This is a genomic window from Brevundimonas sp., from assembly GCF_046293315.1.
GTDB lineage: Bacteria > Pseudomonadota > Alphaproteobacteria > Caulobacterales > Caulobacteraceae > Brevundimonas.
The window spans coordinates 165,852-187,319 of the sequence record NZ_JBKBPF010000003.1 but is presented as its reverse complement, the minus strand read 5'-3'; the positions used below and the strand labels follow the sequence as shown (position 1 = coordinate 187,319).

General features: G+C 67.7%; 20 protein-coding genes and 1 tRNA gene. 13 read left to right on the top strand and 8 right to left on the bottom strand.

Translation table 11 applies throughout. The annotated features are described in order from the left end of the window. The first annotated feature begins 5 nt into the window (after positions 1-5). Positions 6-3,092, top strand: coding sequence for an efflux RND transporter permease subunit (locus ACK4SE_RS03965; RefSeq protein WP_409689000.1), 3,087 nt, complete (start codon positions 6-8; stop codon positions 3,090-3,092). A 39-nt stretch (positions 3,093-3,131) separates the two neighbouring features. Here ACK4SE_RS03965 and ACK4SE_RS03960 read toward each other — a convergent pair whose 3' ends face one another. Further along, positions 3,132-4,805 (bottom strand): thiamine pyrophosphate-binding protein, encoded by a 1,674-nt coding sequence (locus tag ACK4SE_RS03960; RefSeq protein WP_409688998.1) that lies wholly within the window; start codon positions 4,803-4,805, stop codon positions 3,132-3,134. Between the two features lie 102 nt (positions 4,806-4,907). On the opposite strand from ACK4SE_RS03960, the gene ACK4SE_RS03955 reads away from it, so the two are divergent. After that, the gene (locus ACK4SE_RS03955; protein WP_409688997.1) at positions 4,908-5,042 is read left to right on the top strand and encodes an entericidin A/B family lipoprotein; all 135 of its coding nucleotides are present in this window, start codon (positions 4,908-4,910) and stop codon (positions 5,040-5,042) included. A gap of 4 nt (positions 5,043-5,046) precedes the next feature. Here ACK4SE_RS03955 and truA read toward each other — a convergent pair whose 3' ends face one another. Next, the gene (gene truA / locus ACK4SE_RS03950; RefSeq protein WP_409688995.1) at positions 5,047-5,799 is read right to left on the bottom strand and encodes a tRNA pseudouridine(38-40) synthase TruA; all 753 of its coding nucleotides are present in this window, start codon (positions 5,797-5,799) and stop codon (positions 5,047-5,049) included. Further along, on the bottom strand, positions 5,799-6,713 hold the full coding sequence (gene fmt, locus ACK4SE_RS03945) for a methionyl-tRNA formyltransferase (protein ID WP_409688993.1): 915 nt from the start codon (positions 6,711-6,713) through the stop codon (positions 5,799-5,801). The genes truA and fmt overlap by 1 nt, the downstream gene beginning before the upstream one ends. A 156-nt stretch (positions 6,714-6,869) precedes the next feature. On the opposite strand from fmt, the gene ACK4SE_RS03940 reads away from it, so the two are divergent. The 6 genes from ACK4SE_RS03940 to ACK4SE_RS03915 all read left to right on the top strand — a co-directional run bounded on the left by ACK4SE_RS03940 (position 6,870) and on the right by ACK4SE_RS03915 (position 11,809). Further along, positions 6,870-9,308, top strand: coding sequence for a DUF305 domain-containing protein (locus ACK4SE_RS03940; RefSeq protein ID WP_409688991.1), 2,439 nt, complete (start codon positions 6,870-6,872; stop codon positions 9,306-9,308). 69 nt (positions 9,309-9,377) lie between these two features. Next, positions 9,378-9,701, top strand: a complete 324-nt coding sequence (locus ACK4SE_RS03935) for an ArsR/SmtB family transcription factor (protein ID WP_409688989.1) — start codon at positions 9,378-9,380, stop codon at positions 9,699-9,701. Next, positions 9,698-10,117 (top strand): SRPBCC domain-containing protein, encoded by a 420-nt coding sequence (locus ACK4SE_RS03930; protein WP_409688987.1) that lies wholly within the window; start codon positions 9,698-9,700, stop codon positions 10,115-10,117. The genes ACK4SE_RS03935 and ACK4SE_RS03930 overlap by 4 nt, the downstream gene beginning before the upstream one ends. 31 nt (positions 10,118-10,148) lie before the next feature. Then, the gene (locus ACK4SE_RS03925; protein WP_409688985.1) at positions 10,149-10,361 is read left to right on the top strand and encodes a hypothetical protein; all 213 of its coding nucleotides are present in this window, start codon (positions 10,149-10,151) and stop codon (positions 10,359-10,361) included. A gap of 3 nt (positions 10,362-10,364) precedes the next feature. Next, positions 10,365-10,781 carry a DUF1801 domain-containing protein gene (locus tag ACK4SE_RS03920; RefSeq protein ID WP_409688984.1) on the top strand — a complete coding sequence of 139 codons (417 nt, stop codon included), beginning with the start codon at positions 10,365-10,367 and terminating at the stop codon, positions 10,779-10,781. A gap of 74 nt (positions 10,782-10,855) precedes the next feature. Then, the gene (locus ACK4SE_RS03915) at positions 10,856-11,809 is read left to right on the top strand and encodes a glutathione S-transferase family protein (protein ID WP_409688982.1); all 954 of its coding nucleotides are present in this window, start codon (positions 10,856-10,858) and stop codon (positions 11,807-11,809) included. On the opposite strand, the gene ACK4SE_RS03910 is transcribed toward ACK4SE_RS03915, so the two are convergent. Further along, entirely contained in the window at positions 11,806-12,234 is a 429-nt protein-coding gene (locus tag ACK4SE_RS03910) for a MarR family winged helix-turn-helix transcriptional regulator (protein ID WP_409688980.1), read from the bottom strand. The two genes, ACK4SE_RS03915 and ACK4SE_RS03910, sit on opposite strands and share 4 nt — an antisense overlap. A gap of 184 nt (positions 12,235-12,418) precedes the next feature. On the opposite strand from ACK4SE_RS03910, the gene ACK4SE_RS03905 reads away from it, so the two are divergent. After that, positions 12,419-13,939 (top strand): methyl-accepting chemotaxis protein, encoded by a 1,521-nt coding sequence (locus ACK4SE_RS03905; RefSeq protein ID WP_409688978.1) that lies wholly within the window; start codon positions 12,419-12,421, stop codon positions 13,937-13,939. Positions 13,940-14,182: 243 nt separating this feature from the next. Here ACK4SE_RS03905 and ACK4SE_RS03900 read toward each other — a convergent pair whose 3' ends face one another. Beyond that, the gene (locus ACK4SE_RS03900) at positions 14,183-14,923 is read right to left on the bottom strand and encodes a hypothetical protein (RefSeq protein WP_409688977.1); all 741 of its coding nucleotides are present in this window, start codon (positions 14,921-14,923) and stop codon (positions 14,183-14,185) included. Between the two features lie 111 nt (positions 14,924-15,034). On the opposite strand from ACK4SE_RS03900, the gene ACK4SE_RS03895 reads away from it, so the two are divergent. Then, positions 15,035-15,379 (top strand): hypothetical protein, encoded by a 345-nt coding sequence (locus ACK4SE_RS03895; protein WP_409688976.1) that lies wholly within the window; start codon positions 15,035-15,037, stop codon positions 15,377-15,379. A gap of 136 nt (positions 15,380-15,515) precedes the next feature. On the opposite strand, the gene ACK4SE_RS03890 is transcribed toward ACK4SE_RS03895, so the two are convergent. After that, positions 15,516-15,592: transfer RNA gene (locus tag ACK4SE_RS03890), tRNA-Arg, on the bottom strand. A 134-nt stretch (positions 15,593-15,726) separates the two neighbouring features. Between ACK4SE_RS03890 and ACK4SE_RS03885 the strand changes: the two genes are divergently transcribed. After that, positions 15,727-17,478 carry a gamma-glutamyltransferase gene (locus tag ACK4SE_RS03885; protein WP_409688974.1) on the top strand — a complete coding sequence of 584 codons (1,752 nt, stop codon included), beginning with the start codon at positions 15,727-15,729 and terminating at the stop codon, positions 17,476-17,478. 497 nt (positions 17,479-17,975) lie between these two features. Then, the gene (locus ACK4SE_RS03880; RefSeq protein WP_409688972.1) at positions 17,976-18,911 is read left to right on the top strand and encodes a formylglycine-generating enzyme family protein; all 936 of its coding nucleotides are present in this window, start codon (positions 17,976-17,978) and stop codon (positions 18,909-18,911) included. A 127-nt stretch (positions 18,912-19,038) separates the two neighbouring features. Here the strand turns inward: ACK4SE_RS03880 and ACK4SE_RS03875 are convergent, their stop codons facing one another. Together ACK4SE_RS03875 and ACK4SE_RS03870 are read right to left on the bottom strand one after the other, a co-directional pair. Next, positions 19,039-20,457 (bottom strand): sensor histidine kinase, encoded by a 1,419-nt coding sequence (locus ACK4SE_RS03875; protein ID WP_409688970.1) that lies wholly within the window; start codon positions 20,455-20,457, stop codon positions 19,039-19,041. Next, positions 20,454-21,191 carry a TVP38/TMEM64 family protein gene (locus ACK4SE_RS03870; RefSeq protein ID WP_409688969.1) on the bottom strand — a complete coding sequence of 246 codons (738 nt, stop codon included), beginning with the start codon at positions 21,189-21,191 and terminating at the stop codon, positions 20,454-20,456. Before ACK4SE_RS03870 ends, ACK4SE_RS03875 begins: the two co-directional genes overlap by 4 nt. A 136-nt stretch (positions 21,192-21,327) precedes the next feature. On the opposite strand from ACK4SE_RS03870, the gene rpmH reads away from it, so the two are divergent. Next, positions 21,328-21,462, top strand: coding sequence for a 50S ribosomal protein L34 (gene rpmH / locus ACK4SE_RS03865; RefSeq protein ID WP_003164000.1), 135 nt, complete (start codon positions 21,328-21,330; stop codon positions 21,460-21,462). Positions 21,463-21,468 lie beyond the last annotated feature (6 nt).

The following is a 21,468-nucleotide window of genomic DNA, read 5'->3' as shown; positions in this document are numbered from 1 at the left end:
CCGCCATGAACCAGATCTCCTCCTGGTCGATCAAGAATCCGATCCCGATCATCCTGCTGTTCATTATCCTGACGGTGGCGGGAACGCTCAGCTTCATGTCGATGCGGATCAACAATAACCCGGACATCGACTTTCCGTTGGTGGCCGTATCGGCCGCGCGGCCAGGCGCCGCGCCGGCGGAGATGGAGGTTCAGGTCACGCGCCTGATCGAGGATTCGATCACGTCCCTGTCCGGCGTCCGACGCATCTATTCGAACGTGGGCGACGGCTATTCGTCCACGACCATCGAGTTCGAGCTGGGCACCGACACCGAGCGCGCCACCAATGACGTGCGAAACGCCATGTCTGGCCTGCGCGGTGACCTGCCCCAGGACATGCAGGAGCCGACGGTCCAGCGTATCGACATCACCGGCGACGCCCTGATCACCTATGTGGTCCGCTCGCCGACCATGACGCCGGAGCAGCTCAGCTGGTACGTGGACAACACGGTCAGTCGCGCCTTGCTGGCAGTGGCCGGCGTCGGCGAGGTCAATCGTCAGGGCGGCGTAGACCGCGAAATTCGGGTCGAGCTGGACCCCGACCGGCTGGCCTCATACGGCGTGACCGCCGCGGCAGTCAGCCAGGCTTTGACCAGCGTCAATTCCGATCTGCCGGGTGGCCGCATCACCGTGGCCGGGGCCGAGCGAGCCATCCGCACCCTTGGGTCCGCCGGATCCATCGAACAGTTGCGCGAGACCCTGATCCCGCTCTCGGGCGGCGGCACTGTGCGGCTGCGCGACCTGGGTGCGGTCGAAGACAACTGGACCGAACCGCGCCGCATGGCCCGCTTCAACGGCCAGGAGGTTGTGACCTTTAACTTCTTGCGCTCGCGCGACGCCTCGGAGGTCCGAACCGCCGAACGGGTGCGCGAGGCGGTGGCCCAGCTGGACGCGCAGAATGACGATGTCTCGATCGAGCAGATCAGCGCCGAGGTTGAGTACATCGAGGAAAGTTATCTGGCCTCCATTGAAGCCCTTCTGCTGGGCGCCGTTCTGGCCGTTGTGGTGGTGTTCGTCTTCCTGAGGGACTGGCGCGCCACCCTGATCGCTGCGACCGCCATGCCCATGTCGATCATCCCGACCATGGCCATCCTCGAGCTGACCGGCCAGTCGCTGAACGGGGTGACCCTGCTGGCCCTGTCGCTGACCATCGGCATCCTGGTGGACGACGCCATCGTCGAGATCGAGAACATCGTCCGACACATGCGCGGGGGCAAGAAGCCCTATGAAGCGGCTATGGAGGCGGCGGACGAGATCGGCCTGGCGGTCGTGGCCACCACCGCCACCATCATCGCCGTGTTCGCCCCCACCGGCTTCATGCCCGGGATCGTGGGCCAGTTCTTCAAGGCATTCGCGATTGCTTCTTGCGTCTCTGTTGGCTTCTCTCTGCTCGTGGCGCGGACCCTGACGCCGCTGATGGCCGCCTACATGCTGAAGCGCGACGCCAATCATGTGGACAAGGATCCGTTCTGGATGCGGCGTTACATCCTGGCGCTGGCCTGGGTGCTGGGTAACCGCTGGAAGGCGTTCGGCATGGGGACGGGGCTGTTCATCGGTTCTCTGTTCCTGATCCCGATGCTGCCGTTCGAGTTCCAGCCGTCGGGAGATCGCTCGCGCGCCTCGTTCTCGGCCGAGCTGCCGCCGGGATCGACGCTGCTTCAGACGGACGCCGTGGTTCAACGCATGACCCGCGACCTGCGCGAGCGACCCGAAGTCCTTTCGGTTTACGCCTCCATTGGGGGATCGGAGCCGCGTCAGGCCTATATCTACGCCGATCTGGTGCAGCCCGGCCGCAGGGCCATGACCCAGCAGGAGTTCGCCCGTGAAATGGTGGACGAGTGGGACACAGTGGCCGGCGCCCGCATCGGCGCCGGCATCGCCCAGCAGGGCGGCGGCCCGAGCGACGGCACCAGCTACACTTTCTCGATCCTCAGCGACGATGGCGAAGCCTTGCAGGCGGCCGCCCGCCAGATCGAGGCCGACATGCGCGGTGTACCAGGACTGGCCAATGTGGTGAACACCGCCGCCATCGCTCGGCCAGAAATTCTGGTCACCCCCCGCACTGATCAGGCCGCCATGATGGGGGTCTCCACCAGCGCCATCTCGCAGACCGTGCGGGTGGCGACCCTCGGCGACGTCGATCAGAACCTGCCGAAATACAATCTCGGTGACCGCCAGATTCCGATCCGGATGCTCCTGACTGCTGACGCGCGAGAGGATTTGTCGGTTCTGGAGACTCTGCAGGTGCCGACCAGCACGGGGGCCAGCGTGCCCCTGTCGTCCGTGGCCGACATCCGTTTCGGCGCTGGTCCCTCACAGATCACGCGACAGGACCGCGCCCGTGTCGCAACCATCACCGCCGAGCTGGACGGCATCCGGACCGGCGAGGCCGCTCAACGGGTTCAGCAACTGGCGTCCGTGCAGAACCTGCCTGCAGGTGTACGCCAGACGCCGGCCGGCGACGCCGAGTTCATCCAGGAGATGCTGACCGGCTTCACCATCGCCTTCGCGACTGGCCTGCTGCTGATGTACGCGGTTCTGGTCCTGCTGTTTAAGAGCTTCGCCTATCCGATCACCATCATGACGGCCCTGCCGCTGGCCATCGCTGGCGCCTTTGCGGCCCTGCTGATCGCCGGCTCCAGCTTCTCGATCTCGTCGCTGATCGGCATCCTGATGCTGATGGGCATCGCGGCCAAGAACTCGATCCTGCTGGTGGATTACGTCATCATCGCTGAACAGAACGGCATGAGCCGCTATGACGCGATCATGGACTCGGCGCACAAGCGCGCGCGTCCGATCATCATGACGACCTTCGCCATGGGCGCCGGCATGCTGCCGGTGGCTATCGGCTGGGGCGCAGACGTGGAATTCCGCTCGCCGATGGCCATTGCAGTAGTGGGCGGGCTGATTTCGTCCACCTTCCTGTCGCTGCTGTACATCCCGGCAATTTTCACAATCGTCGATGACTTCGCGCGCTTCGTGCGGCGCAGGATGGGCCGCAAGCCGGAGGACGAGGTTCCCCTGGAGCAGGAACAGCCGTTGCCGGCGGAGTGACGTGAGCCTGCTTCTCCCGTGGGGGAGAAGAATCAGGGGTCATCCCTTCCGCAGCCCGCTGATGGTGCGGTTGGGGGCGATGTCCTCGGCGTCGGTGATCAGGTGGATCAGGGCGGGCCGGGTCTTGGACGCCGCGCGCGCCGCCGTCAGGGCCGAGGGGAAGTCCTCGGTCCGGTCACAGCGCACACCGAAGGCTCCGAACGCTTCCGCATACTTCACGAAGTCCGGGTTCTTCAGATCGGTGGCGATGACCCGGCCCGGATAATGCCCTTCCTGGTGCATGCGGATGGTGCCGTAGGTTCCGTTGTCCACCACCACCGTGATGATGTTGAGGTCGTGCTGGACCGCCGTAGCCAGCTCCTGCGCCAGCATCATGAAGTCGCCATCCCCGGCGATGCAGATGACCTCGCGGTCCGGATGTACCGCCTTGGCCCCTATCGCGGCGGGAAAGCCGTAGCCCATAGCTCCGGACGTGGGCGCTAGCTGGGTGCGGCACGCCTTGTGGCGGTAGAAGCGATGCAGCCAGGCCGCGAAATTGCCCGCCCCGTTGGTGACCACCGCGTCGGGCGGCAGGGCTTCGCTCAGGTGCGCCATGCACTCGCTCATGTTCACCGCGCCGGTGACGGCCACCGGGGTGGAGAACGCCTGATAGTCCGCATGGCCCGTGGCGGCCTCGTCATGCCAGGTGCGGCCCGGATCGATCCCGGACAGAGCCAGCCCAGCGAGGGAATTGTCCGCCGCCGCCGACAGCAGGGTCGGCCAGACCCGGCCCAGTTCCTCGGGCCCTGGGTGAATGTGGATCAGCCGGCCGGCCAGATCGTCACGCTCGAACAGGGTGTAGCCCTGGGTCGGGTTCTCGCCCAGTCGCGCGCCGACGGCGATGATCAGGTCCGCCGTCTTGGCCCGCGTCATCAGCTTGGGATTGCAGCCCAGACCCAGGTCGCCGACGTAGCAGGGATGGTCGTTTTTCAGAATGTCCTTGCGGCGGAACGACAGGCTGACCGGCAGGCCGATGCGTTCGCACCACGCCGCCACCGCGTCCGACGCCTCCTGCGTCCAGCCCGAACCGCCCAGCACAAGCAGAGGCCGTTCGGCCTTCGCCAGCGCTTCGTGCACCTGCGCCACGAAGGCGGGGGACAGGGCCGAGCGGGCGGGTGTCACAGCGCGCACCGGAGCGGGGCCGCCATCGTCGTGCAGGATGTCCTCGGGCAGGGCCACGACCACCGGACCCATGCGGCCCTGAAGCGCTGTGGCGAGGGCGCGCTCCACGATCTCCACCGTGCGGGCGGGGGTCTCGATCTCGGTGGCCCACTTGGCCAGCCCCCCGAACACCTCGCGGTAGTCCACTTCCTGAAAGGCGCCGCGGCCCCGGTCGGTCAGGGCGATCTGGCCCACGAACAGGATCATGGGGGTGGAGTCCTGATGGGCCGTGTGCACGCCGATGGCGGCGTGGGTGGCGCCCGGCCCGCGCGTGACCATGCAGACGCCCGGCTTTCCGGTCAGCTTGCCATAGGCCTCGGCCATGTTGGCTGCGCCCGCCTCGTGGCGGCAGGTGACGACCCGGATCTGGTCCTTCACATCGGCCAGGGCGTCAAGAACAGCCAGATAGCTTTCGCCCGGCACGCAGAAGACGGTGTCGATGCCGTTGATGACCAGGGTCTCGACGAGGCGGCGGGCGGCGGTGCCTTGCGGCTGGGAGCGGGCGTGCGTCATGGCCACGGTGAGTAGCAGATCGCGCGCCGCGGCGCCTATTCCACTTGCGGAACCCGCGGCGAAGCTGGACATTCCGCTATCGAATTTTCCTGGAGTTTCCCCATGCGCAAGATCGCCGTTCTCGCCATCGCCGCCCTCACCCTGACCGTGGCCGCCTGCAACACCGTGCGCGGCTTGGGTCAGGATCTGGAAGCCGCGGGCGAAGGCGTGCAGTGCACCGTTCAGGGCAGCTGCTGATCCCTTAGTAGCCGACGCCGGTCAGATACAGGCCGCAGGATGGCGCCACCGGCCCGCAGGCGGCGCGGTCGCGCGCGTCCATCGCCTTCTGCACATCCTCGACCGTCCAGCGGCCGGCGCCCACCTCGGTCAGGGTGCCGGTCATGGAGCGCACCTGCCGGTGCAGGAACGACCGGGCCGTAAAGGTCAGGTGAACCTCCTCGCCCGTGCGGGTGACCCGCGCCACGTCCAGAGTCTTTTCCGGCGACTTGGACTGGCAGTTCACATCTCGGAAGGTGGTGAAGTCGTGGTGGCCCACGAAGACCTGCGCCGCAGCATGCATGGCGTCCACGTCCAGCGGCTTCTTCACATGCCAGACCCGGCCCTTGTCCAGCGCGGGCGGGGCCGGGCGATTGAGGATGCGGTACAGATAGCGCCGCTCGCGCGCCGAGAACCGGGCGTGCCACGCCTCGCCCCGGTCATCAAGCCCGCCGATCTCGCAGGCCAGAACCGAGACCGGCGCCGCGATCATGTGGGCGTTGAGCGCATTCATGACGGTCTGGGCGGGCCAGTCCTTGTCCAGATCCGCATGGACCACCTGACCTGTGGCGTGGACACCAGTGTCGGTGCGCCCGGCGGCCTGCAGCCGGATGGCCTGACCGCAGAAAGACCGGATCGCCGCTTCCACCACCCCCTGCACCGTCGGCAGGTTGTCCTGGGCCTGGTAGCCGTTGAAGACCGAACCGTCGTACTCCAGCGTCAGGCGATAGCGCGGCATCAGGCCAGCACCGTCCCGGCCGCGATGGGGTAGCCGCGCACGAACTCTTCGACGCCCTGCGCGCCCTTGCCCTCGCGCTGCACCCGCGTCAGGCGCACCGCGCCGCTGCCGCAGGCGATCAGAAGCTGGTCTTCCAGCGCCTCACCGGCCGCGCCCGAACCGTCCTCGACCCGCGACATCAGCGCCTTGATCCGCGTTCCATCCGGTCCCTCGAACCAGGCCCCGGGGAAGGGCGACAGGCCGCGGATGTGGCAGTCCAGCTCCGTCGCTGGCCGGGACCAGTCGATACGCGCCTCGGCGGGCGTGATCTTCTTCGCATAGGTCGGCTCGCCCGCCTGCTCGACAGGCGTCGCCCCGCCGCGCTCGATGGCCGCCAGCGCGCGCGGCCACAGCCCGGCGCCCACATGGGCCATACGGTCCGACAGGGTGGCGGCGGTGTCGTCGTCGCGGATGTCCAGCACCTCGGACAGCAGGATCGGGCCCTCGTCAAGACCTTCGGACATGCGCATGATCTGTACGCCGGTCTGACGATCCCCGGCCATGATGGCGCGCTGGATCGGGGCGGCGCCGCGCCAGCGGGGCAGCAGGCTGCCATGCAGGTTGAGACAGCCCAGACGCGGCGCCTCCAGCACGCCGGTCTTGAGGATCTGGCCGTAGGCCACCACCGCCGCCGTATCCAGATCCAGCGAGCGGAAGGTCTCGATGGCCTCGGCCGCCTTCATGCTGTCGGGCGTGAACACCGGCAGCCCCATGCTCTCGGCGAAGGCCTGAACGGGGGAGGGGGTCAGCTTCTGGCCGCGTCCCCTGGGCCGTGGCGGCTGCGAGTAGACCGCCACGACCTCGTGCCCGGCGGCGATCAACTCGGCCAGGGACGGCACGGCGAAGTCGGGGGTTCCTATGAAGGCGATGCGCATGCCCGCGCTTTGCCCCATGCGCCGAGCCGGAACAAGAGCGCGAAACTCCGGCGAACCAGCCCTGTCTTGCCGATTATTAAGGCTCGCCCCGAGTCGACCTGCCGCAAAATTGGGCTACGGTCTCTGCCTCAGTTAGTGGGGAGCCTGCCTTTGTCCGTGAAATCCGCAACCGTCGCCCGTCTTCTTGTGGGATGTTCCGTCTTCAGCCTGATGGCCGCCGGCGTCGCCGTGGCCCAGAACGCGCCCATCATTCAGCCGGGTGCGCCGGGCCAGGCCCCGCGCGCCCTGACGGCGGAGGAGGCGGCCCGCATCGCCGACAACCGCTACTCGGCCGACGACGTGCGCTTCATGCAGGACATGATCCACCACCATCATCAGGCCACCGAGATGGCGGCCCTGGTGGCGGATCGCACCAATACGCGGGACATCGTCGACATCGCCGGACGCATCACCGCGTCACAGGCCGACGAGATCGCCTTCATGCAAGACTGGCTGCGCCAGCGCGGACAGGACGCGCCCGATCCTGCGGCCATGGCGGATCACAGCCACCACGCCGCCCATGGCGCGGCCCACGCCCACATGGCCATGGCGGGCATGGCCACGCCCCAGCAGAAGGCCCAACTGGCGGCCGCCAGCGGCCCGGCCTTCGACCGCCTGTTCCTTGAGCTCATGATCGCGCACCACGCGGGCGCCATCGAGATGGTGGACGACCTTCTGGGCCGGTCGGGCTCGGCCTATGATCCGGTGCTGTTCGAGTTCGCGACCGATATCACCAACGAACAGCAGGCCGAGATCACCCGCATGACCACGCTGGCGCGCGGCCTGACCGATGATCCGCGCTCCAGCCTGACCCCGGGCTTCCGCGACGCGGGCGAGGCCGCCAGCAACATGGCTCTGGTCGCCAGCCTTCCCAAGCCTGCCGGCTTCTATGATCCCGCCAACCCCGCCGGCCTGCCGCCGCCGATCCCGTCCCAGGACGCCGCCGTCGAGGGCGAGCGCGGTGAAGAGACACCCGGGCGGTTCGGCCAGCGCGGGCCGTTCCTCAACTTCGCCAACACCGACCTGGCCTTCTCGGGCGACCTGATGGCCGTGGGCAACTACCACGGCGTCAACCTTTACCGCATCGGCGAGGCCGAGCCGCAACTGATCAGTTCGCTGGTCTGCCCCGGCGGGCAGGGCGACGTCTCCATCGTCGGCGACCTCCTGCTCATGTCAGTGGAGCAGGCCACCGCCCGCGTCGACTGCGGCCGCGAGGGCATCAGCGAGGACGTCAGTCCCGACCGCTTCCGCGGCCTGCGCATCTTCGACATCAGCGATCCGGTGCGTCCTGTGCAGGTTGGACAGGTCCAGACCTGCCGCGGGTCGCACACCCATTCGGTGGTCTCCTCCTACGAGCGATCGATCATCGTCTACAACTCGGGCACCTCGTCGGTGCGCCATGAGGAAGAGCTGGCCGGCTGCGTCGTCGGCCTGCCGGGCGATCCGCGCACCGCCCTGTTCAGCATCGACGTGATCGAGATTCCGGTCGCCGATCCGTCCCGGTCCCGGATCATCGACAGCCCGCGCGTCTTCGCCGACGACGAGACCGGCGTGGTGGCCGGCCTGTGGCAGGGCGGCGATCATGGCGAGGGCACCCAGCGCACCAGCCGCACCGACCAGTGCCACGACATCACCGTCTTCCCGTCGGCGAACCTGGCGGCGGGCGCCTGTTCGGGCAACGGCATCCTGCTGGACATCAGCGATCCGCGTGCGCCCCGGCGCATCGACGCGGTCAATGATCCGGGCTTCGCCTACTGGCACTCGGCCACCTTCAACAACGACGGCACCAAGGTGCTCTTCACGGACGAGTGGGGCGGCGGCGCCCGTCCGCGTTGTCGTGTGCAGGACCCGGTGACCTGGGGCGCCAACGCCTTCTACGACATCGTCGACGGCCAGCTGGAGCAGCGCGGCTATTTCAAGCTGCCCGCGCCCCAGACCGAGCAGGAGAATTGCGTCGCCCACAACGGCTCCATCGTGCCGGTGCCGGGCCGCGATATCTTCGTTCAGGCCTGGTACCAGGGCGGCGTCTCGGTGATCGACTTCACCGATTCCGCCAACCCGGTGGAGATCGCCTCGTTCGACCGCGGCCCCGTGGACGGCGAGCATGCGATCCTGGGCGGCTACTGGTCCACCTACTGGTATGACGGCCGCATCTACGGCACGGAAATCGTGCGTGGCCTGGACGTGCTGACCCTGCAGCCCAGCGAGCATCTGTCCGCAGCCGAGATCGCGGCGGCCGGTCTGGCCGACCAGGGCGGGACCTTCAACCCGCAGCAGCAGTTCCCGGTGACATGGCCGGCCCACCCGGTGGTGGCGCGCGCCTATGTGGATCAGCTGGCGCGCTCCGGCGCCCTGTCGGCTGACGCCGTGTCAGGCTTGACCGCGGCGCTGGATCAGGCTGCGGCGCGCATGAACGCGCAGGGCGGGGATGCTCAACTGGCGGCCACGCTTGAGAGCCTCGCGTCCGGATTGGCCATTGAGGGCGATGCGGCGGACCAGGAACGCGGGCAGGCCCTGGCGCAAACCCTGTCGGGTGTGGCGGCCGCCCTCCGTTAGGAGCCGCTTGACTCATCCATAACGCTGAGGTTATGTGACAATCAATAACCATAAGGTTATCGATCTCGCATGACCGCAGCGCATGACGTCCTGTTCAAAACCCTGGCTGACCCCACGCGGCGGGCGCTATTCGAGCGCCTGTGCCGTGAGGGGGAACAGACGGTCGGCGCGCTCACCCCCGGATCGGGCGTGTCCCAGCCGGCGGTGTCAAAACATCTGGGAGCCCTGAAACAGGCGGGGCTGGTCCGCGACCGCCCGGCCGGACGTCAGACCCACTACAGCGCTGACCTGGCCGCCCTCGGGCCGCTGGTGGACTGGACACGCCAGATGGCCGGGTTCTGGGAGTCGCGGTTCGATGATCTGGAAACCCTGCTGGCCAGGATGGACCAATGAGCGAAACCAGATCCGTTGTCGTCGAGCGCGCCTTCGCCTTTCCGCCCGAGCGGCTGTGGCGCGCCCTGACCCAGCCTCACCTGATCCAGGAATGGCTGATGAAGAACGACTTCCAGCCGGTGGTGGGCCACCGGTTCAACCTGTCTGGGGACTGGGGCGGGGTGCTGGACTGCGAGGTGCTGACCATCGAACCGCACCGGACGCTGTCCTATCGCTGGGACTATGCCCATGACGACCCTGCCTATGCGCTGAAGAGCGTGGTGACTTTCACGCTCACCCCGACGCCGGATGGGACTCATCTGCGTATGGAGCAGGCCGGGTTCAGGCCCGACCAGAAGCAGGCCTTCGGCGGCGCCCATGCGGGCTGGAACCAGTTCCTGACCAGGCTGGACGCGCTGCTGGTCCGGACTGACTGACGCGACGCAATCATTCAAACGGGAGGGCCAGATGGCTCTGAGCAAGTGGACGCGGTTCTTCCACCGCTGGGTGTCGATCCTGTTCATCGCCACTGTGATCGCCGCCACCATCGCGGCGGCGACGGGACAGAGCACGCAGAGTCCGATCTTTTATCTGCCGCTGGCTCCGTTATTCGTGCTGATGATCACAGGGCTCTACATGTTCGCTCTGCCTTACGTTCGCCGCCGCGCCGTCCCGGAGTAAACCATGGCCTCCTCAGACAAGCCGGTCCTGCTGTCCGGCGGCAATCCGCAGATCGCCAAGGGCTATGGGGACGCGCCTGTGCAGGCCTGGATCGCCGCCGCGCCGGGCTGGAAAAGCGACGCCTGGCGGCGTCTGGACGCCCTGATTGCGCAGACGGTTCCTGATGTGCGCAAGGCGGTGAAGTGGAACTCGCCGCTCTACGGCGTCGAGGAGGGGCGCTGGTTCCTGGGCGTCCACGTTTTCGACCGGTATCTGAAGGTGTCGTTCTTCAACGGCGCCGATCTCGACCCGCCGCCCCCGGTGAGCTCGAAACAGAAGCACGTCCGCTATTTTCACATCCACGAGGATGAGGCGGTCGACGAGGCGCAGTTTGCCGACTGGGTGAAACAGGCCAGCCGGCTGCCCGGCGAGCGTATGTGAAGGCAGTGATCGGCGAACCGACGGCGGCCTGAGCCGTTGGCCCTGCATCCCCATCCGCACGAAGGAGAAACGCCTTGGGCCAACTGGTCGATGGAAAGTGGCAAGCCGACGACGCTTTCGCTGACAAAACGGACGGCCGCTTCAAGCGCAAGGATAGCCAGTTCCGCAACTGGGTCACGGCCGGCGGCGAACCGGGGCCGTCCGGTGAGGGCGGCTTCAGGGCTGAGTCAGGGCGCTATCACCTGTACGTCAGCCTGGCCTGCCCCTGGGCCCACCGCACCCTCATCATGCGCCGCTTCAAGGGGCTGGAGAGCATGATCGACGTCTCGACGGTGCACTGGCTGATGCGGGACAAGGGCTGGACCTTCGCTTCGGGCCCCGCCGTGACCGGCGATCCGCTGCACGGCGCCGACTATCTGCATCAGGTCTATACGGCGGCCGATCCCGCCTACACCGGCAAGGTCACCGTTCCGGTGCTGTGGGACAGGACGCGCGAGACCATCGTCTCCAATGAGTCCGCCGACATCATCCGCATGTTCAACACCGCTTTCGACGGGGTCGGCGCTGCGGATGGCGACTACTATCCCGATCGCCTGCGGCCCGAAATTGACGCCCTGAACGACCGCATCTATTCGACGCTCAACAATGGCGTCTATCGCGCCGGCTTCGCCGCCAACCAGGACGCCTATGAGGAGGCGGTCGGGCCGCTGTTCGACACGCTGGACTGGTTGGAAGGGCTGCTGACGGGTTCAGAATGGCTGACCGGCGACCGCCTGACCGAGGCCGATATCCGTCTCTTCACCACTCTTGTGCGCTTCGATCTGGTCTACCACGGCCACTTCAAATGCAACCTGCGCCGCATCGTCGACTATCCGGCCCTGTGGCGGTATGTGCGCGCCTTTCACGGCCTGGCGGGCGTGGCCGAGACCGTCAACGTGCAGCACATCAAGCGGCACTATTACGAAAGCCATCGCCAGATTAACCCCTCCGGCGTAGTGCCCAGGGGCCCGCTGATCGACTTCAGCTAGCGCAGCGAGTCAGCGCGGCTGATGGCGTCATTCATGTCCTGCAGGATGCGGCGCAGGTCGACGATCTGCTCATCTGTGATCGGGATCTGCCGCACCACCTCCCTGCGCACGGCCAGAAGCTCGTCGCGCAGATCGGCGCCTCTGGCGGTCGGGGCCACCCAGACCTTGCGCTCGTCGCGCTTGTCGCGCGTGCGCGACAGCAGCCCGCTGGCCTCCATGCGCTTGATCAGCGGCGTCAGGGAGCCGGTATCCAGCGACAGGCGCTCACCCAGGTCGCCCATGGTGAGCGGGCGCTCGACCTCCCACAGGGCGATCAGCACCAGATACTGCGAATGGGTGAGGCCCAGCGGCGTCAGAAGCCGTCGATAGAGCCGGGTGATCAGGCTGCTGCTGGTCTGCAGGGCCAGACACAGCTGCTGATCCACATGCAATTCCGTGAAATCTGCAGGTTCGCTTCGGGGCTTGGACGCTACGCTCATGATCACCCTATTGAACCGCAAACATTAACATAATGAATTTCGTTTATATCATGATCGATATATTGAATCTTAATATTCTTCGCACACGAAGGGCGTCGGTCCCGCTCTTCCCGACCGTTCGGAGACGACGATGTTCAAGGTTCGATCCACCCCTTCCGCCGACGTCGCCGCCACCGCCGAGCTGCGCAGTCTCGTCGCTGCCTTCCATCGCTCCCAGGGCGTGATCGAGTTTGACCTCGACGGCACGGTGCGGGACGCCAACGCCAATTTCCTCGCTGTGCTGGGCTACGAGCTCGCCGACATCCAGGGCCGTCACCACAGCCTGTTCGTGGACCCCACCGAGGCCGCCTCGCCCGAGTACGCCGCCTTCTGGCGCCGTCTGAACGCGGGGGAGTTCTTCGTCGACAAGTTCGTCCGCTACGGCAAGAACGGTCGCCGCGTGGTGATCGAGGCCTCGTACAACCCGATGCTGGACGCGGCCGGCGCTCCCTACAAGGTGGTCAAGTTCGCCACCGACGTCACGGCCATCGAGGACGAGCGCGAGCGGCGCGAGCAGGCCGATCGCGAGGCGGCCGAAACCCAGACCGCCGTGGTCGCGGGTCTGCGCCGGGGGCTGTCTGCCATGGCGGACGGGGACCTGTCCTATCGCATTGCGGAGGCGTTCCCGGGCGACTACGCCAGCCTTCGCGACGACTTCAACCAGGCCATGACCGCGCTGGACGAGGCCCTCGGCGTCATCCGGGGCAACGCCGGAACCATCCAGTCGGGGGCCAGCGAAATCAGCAGCGCCGCCGAGGAGCTGTCGAGCCGCACCGAACGCCAGGCCGCGGCGCTGGAGGAGACCGCGGCGGCCCTGGACCAGATCACGGCGACTGTTCAGAAAACGGCGGAGAACGCCAAGGCCACCGACGCCGTTGTCGGCGCGACTCGCGCCCAGGCCGAGAACGGCGGCGAGGTGGTCCAGCGCGCCATCGCCGCCATGGTAGAGATCGAGCGATCCTCGGATCAGATCGGCGAGATTCTGGGCGTGATCGACGAGATCGCCTTCCAGACCAATCTGCTGGCCCTCAACGCGGGCGTCGAGGCCGCTCGCGCCGGCGACGCCGGCAGAGGCTTCGCCGTGGTCGCGTCGGAAGTGCGCGCCCTGGCACAACGCTCGGCGGACTCGGCGCGGCAGATCAAGGCGCTGATCTCCACCAGCGGGGCGCAGGTCAAGAACGGCGTCGGCCTCGTGCGGCAGACCGGCGAGGCCCTGACAGGCATTTCGGAAGGGGTCCACACCGTGACCACGCTCATGACCGAGATCCGGGCGTCCACCCAGGAACAGGCGGTGGGACTGGCGGAGGTCAACACCGCCGTCAACGCCATGGACCAGGTCACACAACAGAACGCCGCCATGGTGGAGGAATCCACCGCCGCCAGCGTGGCGCTCAGCCGCGACGCCTCGGAGATGGCGCAACTGGTGGGGCGCTTCCAGATCAGCGCTGATGGCGGGGTCCAGGAGGCGGAGGCGCCGTTCGCTCAACGGGGCGGGTCAGAGATCGAGCGCTTCAAGCCCCGGGCGTCAGCACCCGCCTTGGCTGCGGCCAGGCCGCGCCTGGCCACGGTCGGCGGGGCCGCCGCAGCGATCTCGGAGTGGGAGGAGTTTTGAGGATCCGGCGCAGAGCGCCCGGACCAGGGAAAGAATGCTGCGCCGAGACGGATGACACGGAGCACTATCCAGCGATGCTCGAATGGGCGGCCTGACATGTGGAAGGTCTGTATTCGGCCGAAGCCATGGCCGCGATGGACCCTCTCCGGCCATCTAATGGATGATAGCTCACAGGGAGCCGCGCGCCCTAATCCCGGGGGTCCTTCGGACCTGTCCAGAACGACCACTCACGCCGCTTTTTTTCTATCGAGGGCCGCCGCGATTTCGAACATCCGCAACGCGCATTTGAAACCGCTCGCTGGATTCCGGCGACCCGACAACCAGGACGTCCCCTGGACCACATGCTTCTTGCAGTGCTCGCCGAGCATCGTCGTCGATCTTTGCGCTTGCTGGACCGGCCCAGCTCATCTCTTCGCCAATGCGCGCTCGCGTCGCACCGTCCACCCGGTCACGCAGTATAAGAAAGCCGGCTTCGTCGATATCGAGTCCCACCTCGGCGTGAAACCAGGCCAGTTTATTCGCGGCCTGGCCGCGCTCGCCGACAAAGAAACATCCGTCACGTAGCTCGACCCGCCCGCCATGAAGCGCCTGGAGTTGAACGCCCGTGCGCACTGTCGAGGCGGGCCAATATCGAATGGCGGCCCGTGCGGCTTCGCTCACTGCTGGGACGGTCATCGCGGACACGAAGCTCCAGCGGATGTATCCGGGCGCTGTCCAGCCATTGCTGACGACCCAGCGATCAAATTCGCTCTCGGTCAGGCCGGTGTCGATTACGCTGATTGCAGCATTTTCATCGCCGTCTGCCAGGCCATACCCAAGAAGAGCGCTGTGCTGCTCAAGGCGCTCGATCCATTCGCGGCCGATCCGTGTGCCGTCACGCGGCGGAGATGAGGTGGCCTCTCGGATCTGCCCCTGGCCGGCCGTTGTGTCGGCTTGATCGAGCAAGGCGCGATAGTCGGGCGCGGGCGCGCTGGTCTGCGTCACGTAAGCACGGCCCCCGGACGCGAACATTGCCGCGCGCTCAGGCGTAGTGGGAGAGCAGCCCACACAGAGGGCCAAGATTGCCAGGAACCTGTACATTACGCCGATTGTACAGTGCGACTGGCTTGCCCGCCACCGAGCCAGACTCGATGGCTGCTCTTCCGCGACCAGTTCCAGGGTGAGTTCTATGTCCGCAAGCTGGCAAAGACCGCCAGCCAAGGCTTCTGGAACGGCGCCCTGCCGCCCATCGGCTATCGCATCGTCGCGGTCGAGCAGCGCGGGTCCAGGATCAAGAAGAAGCTGGAGATCGATCCGCTTCAGGCCCAAACCGTCCGCACCATCTACCGGTGGCGCTCACCGGCGACGGGAACACGGCCCGATGGACCTGAAGACCATCGCCACGCGCCGCAAGCTCGCGACTGCACCAGCGGCTACCGGCGCGACCACCTCCGCGCCTGACCCGGCCGGTGGAGGTCATCAGCAAAACCGAGGCGCGCATCATCGGCTCGCGAACCCAGCTGTTGCGGGGGCCCTGGCGTCCAGTGATGGTGGGAATTACGCCGCCTTTGGCGGAGTTCGCAGTTTTGAACCGCGATGGCGCGCCCGGAACGATTCGAACGTCCGACCCCCAGATTCGTAGTCTGGTGCTCTATCCAGCTGAGCTACGGGCGCGCATGGCGGTGGGAACCGCGAAGGGCCGGACACCTAGACGCGTCGGGGCGGCGATGCAAGCCCGCAATGCGCATGAGCGGCATGAAATCGGTGGGCCGGTTTTCAGGGGGCGCGTTCCGCCTTAGGGAATGGATATGACCCATGCCCATTTCTTCCGTCGCCGCGCGGCGCGCCTGCTGGCGCCGGTCCTGTCCAGCGCCCTGATCCTGGCGGGCTGCGCCGGGTCGATGAGCGTCGCGTCCGAGGCGGCGCCCGCCGTTTCCACGGCCCCGGCGAGCGCCGCGCGCGGGCCCATCGTCAGCGTGGCCAATCCGCTGGCGGGGGAGGCGGGCATGGCGGTGCTGCGGCGGGGCGGGTCGGCGGTGGATGCGGCGGTGGCCATCCAGGCTGTTCTGGGCCTCGTGGAGCCGCAGAGCTCGGGTCTGGGGGGCGGGGCTTTCCTGATGCACTACGACGCCGCCACGGGGGCGGTGACGGCCTTCGACGGGCGCGAGACGGCGCAGGCCGCCGCGACGCCGGAGCTGTTCTTCGAGGACGGCCAGCCGCTGGGGTTCCGCGAGGCGGTGCTGAGCGGGCGCTCCACCGGGGCGCCGGGGGCGGTGGCCATGCTGGCCATGGCCCACGAGCGGCACGGGCGGCTGGCGTGGTCCGGGCTGTTCGGGGATGCGGAGCGGCTGGCGCAGGACGGTTTCACCGTCAGCCCCCGTCTGGCGGGCATGATCGCTTCGTCGGCGCCCCAAGCCTCCACCGACTGGGCGCGGGCCTATTTCAGCGGCGCCGACGGCGAACGGCTGGAGGCCGGGGACACCCTGCGCAATCCGGCCTACGCCGCCACGGTGCGGGCCCTCGCCGAGGACGGTCCGGACGCCCTTTATAGCGGGCCCATCGCCCGCGAGATCATCCAGACGGTGCAGGCCGGCGAGCGACCCGGCGCCCTCAGCCTCGAGGATCTGGCCGCCTATCGCCCGGTGGCGCGCGAGGCCATCTGTCGCGAATGGCGGCTGTATGTGGTCTGCGTGCCGCCGCCGCCGTCCAGCGGGCTGGCGGTGCTGCAACTGCTGGCCATGGCCGAGCACGTCCCGGCCCTGGACGAGGGGCCCGCCGAGGCGGACGCCTGGGCCGCCTTCGCCCGGCTTCAGCGCCTGATGTACGCCGACCGCGACCGCTATGTGGGCGACGCGGACTTTGTCGAGGTTCCGGTCGCGGGCCTGCTGGACCCCGCCTATGTGGCCCGGCGCGCGGCCCTGGCGCCGACGCTGGACAGGGCGGCCGAGCCGGGCCTGCCGCCGGGCTTCCAGCCCCGCGCCGCCGGCGCCACCGCCGAGCCCGCCGGCACCTCCCACTTCGTGGTGGTGGACGCCGAGGGCGATGCGGTCAGCATGACCACCACGGTGGAGAGCATCTTCGGCTCGGGCCGCATGGCGGCGGGCTTCTTTCTCAACAATCAACTGACCGACTTCTCCTTTTCGTCGACCGACGCGGCGGGTGTTCCAGTTGCCAACGCCGTGGCCCCGGGCAAGCGGCCGCGCTCGTCCATGAGCCCGGTGATCATCCTCGACCGGGAGGGCCGCTTCGTGGGCGCGGTGGGCTCTCCGGGCGGCACGTCCATCCTCGCCTATGTGGCCAAGGCCCTGATCGGGACCCTGGCCTGGGACCTGTCCATGCAGGAGGCCATCGACCTGCCCAATCTGGTGGCGCGGGGCGACGGCTTCGGCGCGGACACGGAGATGTTCAGCCCCGCGCTGCAGGCCGAGCTGGCGGCGGCGGGCATCGAGTTGCGGCCCAACGCTTCCGAGAACTCGGGCCTGCACGGGGTGCTGTGGCGCGACGGCCGCTGGGACGCCGGGGCCGATCCGCGCCGCGAGGGCGTGGTGCTGACCCGGTAGGCGGGTCTGGTTTCGGACTCCGGCCCGAAAAAACAGTGTCCGAATTGTCCGAATTGTCCGAAATCGGGCCGTTGGATGAGACGGCGCACCCGAAAAAAACAGTGCAACGGGGTGCAACGCCCTCGCCCGGATTTCGGACTTCGTGGCCAAAAAACAGTGTCCGAATTGTCCGAAATCCCCTCCTTGATCGTGACGCCATAACCGCCCGAGTCCGCGCGCGGGTCTTGCTGAGGCCAGTCTAGGGCATGGGGAAAGACGGCGGACGAAATACCGGGTGCGGGAGGCGCAAAGCCTTGTGGCGTGCGGGAGTGGCCTTCGGAAATGCGGGATTTCGGAGGCGCAGACCCCGCTCACGGGGGCTGACGGCATCTGACAGGTCCGCTGATCGCCGATTTTCGACTTTGGGTTTTGATCGAAATGCATACCATCGGTCGATCAGGCCGCCGAGCCGGGGCGATCCCCCTGAGCACGGGGAATATTTAGGGGTACTGGATGCCATGGCAGTCGCCATCCCATCGCCAGCAGGGCTGAAGTCGTGGGCCGCACTCCTGTGTGCGCTTGGCGTGCTCGCTCTGGCCGATACGGCCGCCGAAGCCCAGAACCGGACAGGCGACTCGTTCCGTGACCCGTTCATATCCGGGCCTGGCCAGGGCCCGGAGATGGTGGTTCTGCCCGCAGGGCGTTTCACGATGGGCTCGCCGGCATCGGAGTTCAGGGGATTTGGTGATGAAGGCCCCCAGCGCACGGTTCAGATCGGATATCGCCTGGCCGTCGGCCGCTACGAAGTGAGCGTGGACGAGTTCAGCGCCTTCGCGGAAGAGACGGGCTGGAGTCCGGACGAGCTCTGCCTGCAGTGGTTCAGCGGTCAAGTGCGCGCGATGCCCGGAACGAGCTGGCTGTCACCCGGGTTCGAGCAGTCCGGCGATCAGCCGGTGACCTGCGTCTCATGGCATGATGCGAAAGCCTATGTGGACTGGCTGAACCACAAGACGGGCTACACAAACCGTGCGGACCGCTACCGTCTGCTGAGCGAGGCGGAATGGGAATACGCCGCAAGGGCCGGCGCGGACACCGATTACAGCTTTGGCGATGATGACGGCCAGCTGGTTGACCACGCCTGGTATAGCCGCGACCGCTTCCGCCCCTACGGCAATACGCATCCCGTCGGCCGCAAGCTCCCCAACGCCTTTGGCCTTCATGACATGCACGGCAATGTGTGGGAGCTGGTCGAGGACTGTTATTCCGACAGCTATGAAGACGCGCCCGCTGACGGCTCGGCGCGCACGAGTGATGACTGTCCCGACCGTGTCGCCCGGGGGGGCGCCTGGAACAGTGGCCCGGACCAGCTGCGTTCCGCCCAGCGCTCCTATGGCTGGCCGAACAGCAGGGAGAACTGGACGGGCCTTCGTGTTGCGCGGACGCTTCCCGACTAGGGAGGCGGGTGTCCTGACGGGGGCCACCCGCTGACCGGGAGTCGAGGGCGGGAAGCGGATTACCTGTCAGCCCCACCCGCCCGCAGTTTCCACGCTGCCGACAAGCGGACCTGTGGCGTCGGCGATCTTATGAGGACACGCCCGGGCCCTTCGGGATCACCAGCCGGAAGGTCGTGCCTGCCGGCCCGGTTGAGGCCAGGGTCAGTTCGCCGCCGTGGTTGGCGGCCAGTTCGCGGGCGATGGCCAGGCCCAGTCCGGTGCCTCCCGCCGATCCCGCCACGAAGGGCTGGAACAGCCGCTCGACCACGCGCGGGGGTATGCCGGGCCCGTCGTCGGCGATGGTGAGGATGACCACGTCGTCGGCGGCGAGGGCCTGCACCGTCACCTTGCCCCGCGCGTCATCGCCGCGCGCGCCCTGGATGGCGTGGCGGGCGTTGCGCATCAGATTGACCAGGATGCGGTGAAGTTGGTCGGGGTCCGCCTGGATCACGGCGCCGGCCGGGATCCTGCGCACCAGCCGCACCCCGCGCGGCTCCAGCCCGGCGTCCTCGGCCGCGGCGGCCACGACGGTCTTGAGGGGCAGGGACTGACGCTCCGGCTCCGGCTCGGCGGTCTTGCCGTAGTCCAGCACGTGGGTGGCCAGGGTCGCGGCGCGGTCCAGCGCCCGCTCCAGCCGGGGCAGGGCCTTGGCCACCTGCGGGTCGGGGCTGGCGGCCAGACGGTCCGAGGCCATCTGGGCCGAGGTCAGCATGTTCCTGAGGTCGTGATTGATGCGCGCCACGGCCTCGCCCAGGGCGGCCAGACGGGCGCGGGAGCGCAGGGCCTGACGCACCTCTTCCTGCATGCGCGCCAGTTCGTCCTCGACCCGGCCGATCTCGTCGCGGCGGCCCTGGGGCGGCTCGGACGGGGCCTCGGGGTCGGCGCGGAAACGCTCGATGGAAATGGTGACCCGCCGCATGGGGCTGAGCACCAGGAACGCCAGGGCGGCGTAGAGCAGGCCGCCGGCGGCCCCGGCCACCACCAGCGACAGCAGCAGGCTGTTGACCAGATAGGCGCGCAGCTCCTGTTTCAGGGGCTCGGCGGGGGCCACCACCTCGATGAAGTCGCCGGAGCGATAGCGGGGTCGCGCCATGACCCGCACCGACCGCTCGGGATGGCCCGCCAGGGTGCGCCAGGGGTCGGTCAGGCGGGCCCCGGGGTCGGATTGGCGCAGGTCGATCAGTTCGGGCGTGCGGGGCAGGGCGGGGGCCTGCAGCAGCAGACGGCGCACCCCTTCATCCTGCACCGCCACGGCGGTCACGCCGCTGATCTGCAGCAACTGGCGGGCGGTGTCGTCCTCCACCAGCGAATAGGGCAGGGCCTCGACGCCCACCGAGGCCAGTTCGGCGGCGCGGATGCGGTCCAGCAGCCAGCGCTCGTGGAAGGAGGCGGCGCTGGGGGCCAGGATCAGCCCCACCACCGCCAGGGTGAAGACGCCCGTCAGCAACAGCAGTCGCGCGGACAGGCCGTCCGGCCCGCGCAGGCGGGGCAGCCGGGCCCGCGTCATGCGGCCGTTTCCGGCGTGGGCCGCCGCAGCCGCCGCATGATCAGCGGCAGCACCAGGGCCAGGAAGGCGACTCCCATCAGGGGCCATGCGAACTCGTTGAACAGGGCGCGAAGATCCGGATCCTCATTGACCGACAGAATGTCGTTCAGCCCGTCTCCGATCCAGCAATAGATGAAATGGGCGGGCAGCAAGCCGATGAAGGTGGCCAGGGCGTAGGGCTTGAGCGGCGCCGAGACGATTCCCGCCGCCACATTGATCAGGTGGAACGGCACCGTCACCACCAGCCGGGACACCAGCACATAGCGGAAGGTGTTCTGGTCGACGCCCTCGCAGATCCGCTTCATCAGCCCCGGCTTCGCCTGGGCCCGCGCCCTCAAGGCCTCCCCCAGGGCCGAGCGTCCGGCTGCATAGACCGCCAGGGCCCCCAGCGTCGCGCCCAGGGTTGTGGCCACGCCGCCCACCCAGGTGCCGTACAGATAGCCCGCCGCCACGGTGACGAAGACCACGCCCGGAATGATGCTCGCGGTCAGAAGCGCGAACAGCAGGGTCAGGCCCAGCAGGGTCAGCAGATAATGGTCGGCCACAAAGGCGTGCAGCGCCTCGCCGTGATCCTTGAGGGTGTCCAGCGACAGATAGCGATTCCAGCCCATGCCGATGATGAGGGCGGCGAGCGCCACGACCCCCATGAGCGGGAGAAGGCGGACGACCCACTGTCTGACCGTGCGTTCGCCCATGGGCTGTCTTATTCTCCTGTGGGCGCCCGGAAAGCCCGTTCGCCGTTGACTCCCGGGCCAGCCCGACTTATACGCCCGCCCTTCCTGCAGCGGACAACCTTGCTCGCCGCACAACCCTGATTGCCGGAGCCTTATCGTGAAGCGGACCTATCAGCCGTCCCGACTCGTGCGCAAGCGCCGTCACGGCTTCCGTTCGCGGATGGCCACCAAGAACGGTCAGAAGATCGTTGCGCGTCGCCGCGCCAAGGGCCGCAAGCGCCTGACGGCGTAAGCGCCC